This window comes from Puniceibacterium antarcticum, assembly GCF_002760615.1.
In the GTDB taxonomy this organism is placed as follows: domain Bacteria; phylum Pseudomonadota; class Alphaproteobacteria; order Rhodobacterales; family Rhodobacteraceae; genus Puniceibacterium; species Puniceibacterium antarcticum.
The window spans coordinates 1-3565 of record NZ_AWWI01000055.1 but is presented as its reverse complement, the minus strand read 5'-3'; the positions used below and the strand labels follow the sequence as shown (position 1 = coordinate 3565).

General features: G+C 65.4%; 3 protein-coding genes and 1 pseudogene. All 4 read right to left on the bottom strand.

The genetic code is table 11. The annotated features are described in order from the left end of the window. A pseudogene (locus P775_RS07260) lies at positions 1-234 on the bottom strand (hypothetical protein); the annotation flags it as partial. Positions 235-333: 99 nt separating this feature from the next. Further along, positions 334-1542 (bottom strand): MFS transporter, encoded by a 1209-nt coding sequence (locus P775_RS07255; RefSeq protein WP_099910354.1) that lies wholly within the window; start codon positions 1540-1542, stop codon positions 334-336. A gap of 503 nt (positions 1543-2045) precedes the next feature. Next, entirely contained in the window at positions 2046-2792 is a 747-nt protein-coding gene (locus P775_RS07250; protein ID WP_099910353.1) for an SDR family oxidoreductase, read from the bottom strand. A 230-nt stretch (positions 2793-3022) separates the two neighbouring features. Beyond that, on the bottom strand, positions 3023-3565 hold a 543-nt coding region (locus P775_RS07245; protein ID WP_180287359.1), incomplete at its 5' end, for a DUF4405 domain-containing protein.

Sequence of the window (3565 nt, the reverse complement as noted above, 5' to 3'; positions counted from 1 at the left end):
ACGCGGCAGGGCGCGCGTGGCGGCGATCAGTGGGATTGCCGTCGCGGCCGAGCCCACGGCATAGGCGCCGACCAGCAGCCCCACCTGCGCCTCCGTCCAATGAAGATCAGCGGATATCAGCGGCAGCACGGCTGCGGGCATTGTTTCGGTGAGAATGGCGAGGAAGGCCGCGGTCGAGAGAGCGAGAAGGCTCTCGATCGGGAGCTTCTCGGACGATTCAGGTATGGAGGTCATGGGGCGGTCCTTCTGGGAGGGTGTATCAGGGACATTCGGAGCGGTTCGCACCGGCGGTCTTTTTCGAAGAGGGCAGCGCCAAGCGCCGCGCCACAGGGCTCAGCCCGCCGAGACTTCGAAGGTCTGGCGGCGGGCGATCCATACCACGCAGGCGATGCCGATCATTCCGGCGGCCACGGCCATGACACCCGTCCAACCGGCGACCGGCCAGACCGCTCCGGCAAGGGCCGAGCCGATGGCGCCGCCGATGAAGTTGCTGGTCACAAAGGCCGAGTTGATGCGGCTGCGACGTTCCGCATCGAGGTTGAGGAGCCGCAACTGATTGAGAACGTTGATAGTCTGGATGGCTCCGTCAAGCACGACCACGGCGATCAGGATCACCACGATGGAATGCGCACCTGCCCCGGCCAGCCCAAGCGAGCCAAGCGTGACGACCAGTGCGACGCCCTGCGCCTTCACCGACAGGCCGCCGTCATGCAGGCGCCCGGCGTTCTTCGCGGCAGCGGCGCCGGCAAGACCGGCAAGGCCGACAAGCCCGATCTGAGCGAGCGAATAGTTGTAGGGTGCGCTGCTGAGCAGGAAGGTCAGAGCGGTCCAGAACATCGAGAAGACCGCGAAGACGCAGGCCCCCAGAAGCAGGGTCCCGCGGACCACCGCATGGGTCCGCACACTGTCGTAGATCGACCAGAGCAGGTGACCGTAGGGGACGCCGGGCCGTGCGGGCTCTTCGGGGATGCCACGGCGCATGCAGACCGCCATGACGACCGCCGCAAGGGCTGCGACGCAGAACACGCCTCGCCACCCGAGCACATCCGCGATCAGCCCGCTGAGCGCCCGAGACAGAAGGATCCCGCTAAGCATCCCCGAAACCACGGTTCCGACCACGCGACCGCGCTGCTCGGGCGCGGCAAGGTCGCCGACCAGGGGCGTGATCATCTGGCCCGCCGTCGTGGCCAGCCCTAGCGCAAGAAGCGCTGTCATCAACAGGGGATAACTTGGCGACAGGGCTGCCCCCACCAGGGCAACGGCTGACAGGAACATCGCGGCCGGAATAAGCTTGCGGCGGTTGAGCGTGTCGCCCAGGGGCACGATCAGTAGGATGCCGGTGGCGTAACCCAGCTGGGTCACGGTGACGAGGAGTCCGGCCGAGGTTTCGGTAACGCCGAAGTCTTCGGCAATCACCGCAAGCAGCGGTTGCGACCAGTAAAGGTTGCCGACGGCGATGCCGCCCGCGATGGCGAACAGCAGCGTCAGCAGGGGGGTCATGGTGGCGCGGGCCGGTTGGGCCGCGGTCGTCGAGGCAAGCATTGGACTTCCTTTCCGGTCGCGCAGGTCGCGACACGAAGGTGATCGGCCGGTCTTCGCGTCCGGTCGGCAAGAGGTGGGGGCCAGCAAGAAGTGGCTTCGAGGCTCCCCTGTCATCGACCCCGCGCCTCAGGCTTCGCTGATCCGGTCGATCAGCAGATCTGCGATCTCAAGGGTGTTGGCTCCATCATCGGCGGGTCTCTGTTGCCGGTCAGTCCCGCGTCCGGAAGGTGCAGCATGCTGGCGTTGCCCCCTTTGTTGACCTCTCAGACGATGGGCTGGCTGTGGTCATGGATGCGGCGACATCGGGGACCTCTTGCGCAAGGGCCGGGGCGGTGGCCGGCGGCAGGGCACTGGAAAGCAGGGCCTTCGACGTATCCGTTATGGGATTCTGCTGTTCGGAGCGCCTGTGCGCCTGTGCGCCTGTGCGCTCGGGATCGCTTTGCGTGACGGGTGCCGCCTGCCGTGTGGGAGCTGCAGCGGCTTGCGCCGCTGCAGGACCGGGATCACAACTGTTGGGCCGTCGGGCGGAAGATGACCTCGTTGATGTCGACGTCTTCGGGCTGGCTGATTGCGAAGGCGGCGATGCGTGCGAAGCTGTCCGCCGGGATGCCGACCTGGCCGACATAGTCTGAGTTCGCCGCCTTGACCTCTTCGTCCGAGATGTGCTCGAGCAGCTCGGTCTTGACCGCGCCGGGGCTCAGGATGGTTGTGCGGATGTTGTAGGGTTTCACTTCCTGCCGCAGGCCTTCGCTGATCGCGCGAACGGCGAACTTGGTGCCGGAATACACCGCCGAGGCGGGGAAGATGACGTGACCCGCGACCGACGAGGTGGTGATGATCTGACCGGACTTCTGCGCCTTCATGTGCGGCAGCGCTGCGGCGATGCCATGCAGAACGCCGCGGATGTTCACGTCGATCATCCGGTCCCATTCGTCGATCTTGAGGCTTTCGATGGGGGACAGCGGCATGATGCCCGCGTTGTTGATGATGACGTCGATCCGGCCATAGGCCTCGACCGCCATGTCGACCAGCCTCTTGACATCGTCCGGCTTGGTCACGTCGGTCGCGACGGCAATCGCCTCACCACCTGCGGCGGTGATTTCGTACACTAGCGCATCGAGGCGCTCGGTGCGGCGGGCGCCCATGGCGACCTTGGCACCGAGCGATGCGAGGTGACGTGCTGCCGACTCGCCCATGCCGCTGGAGGCACCGGTGATGACGACGACCTTATCCTGAATATTGTTGCTCATGTTCTTTCTCCGAATGTTATTGCTGGTGGCGGGGCGGTCCCGCCCCCGTGCACCGATGGGTATATAATGCCCCGGCAGCGGCGCGATTAGACCGACCCGATGGGTTGGTCCTATGAAATTCATTCATTGCCGGGCGATCGAAAGGCATGCTGAGGCTAAAATCATTGCCCAACCATGAATCGGGCAAAGCAAACTGTGTAGCCTAGGCTGATCCCTGGCGCGCCATCCGCCTACCGCCGCGCGCGCAACAGTCTGACGCCATAGTGCACCGGGATCGCGGGCAGGCTCAGCACAGCGGCCCAATGCCAGAAGAAGGGCGCGACCGAGGTCGAGAAATCCCAGAACGACAGGCTGGGCCTGAAGGTCAGCTTGCTGCGCAGGTCGAGCGTCGCAACGCTGTCGAAGGCAAGCAGGAAAACGGCCGCCGCAACGGCGCGCAAGGTCCAGGTCCGCAGCGTGTTGGGCGGCGTCAGGCGCAGCATCCCTCGGGTCGTTGCCATGACCCGCGTCCAGTGCAGGCCAAGGTGGGCCCCGACGGCGATCATCACCCAGTAGGCCGTGAACAGATGGACCTGGCGCAGCGCGAAACTTTCGGGCAGGGGAAGCGCCGCCAGCAAGGAGTCCGAGATCGCGACGCTGGCGACCAGAAGAAGGCCCATGCCGACGATTAGCCCGAGGTGAAGTACCACGGACAGCAAGCGCCGGGCATCGTAGCCTCCGCGCAGCAGGCCGGTGAACCAACGCCGGTTGACGCCGATGTGCCAGGCCAGCAG

What these genes read in the sequence shown, in the direction of transcription:
- P775_RS07255 (WP_099910354.1), bottom strand. Translation starts at nt 1,542, where the DNA reads ATGCTTGCCTCGACGACCGCGGCCCAACCGGCCCGCGCCACCATGACC.
- P775_RS07250 (WP_099910353.1), bottom strand. Translation starts at nt 2,792, where the DNA reads ATGAGCAACAATATTCAGGATAAGGTCGTCGTCATCACCGGTGCCTCC.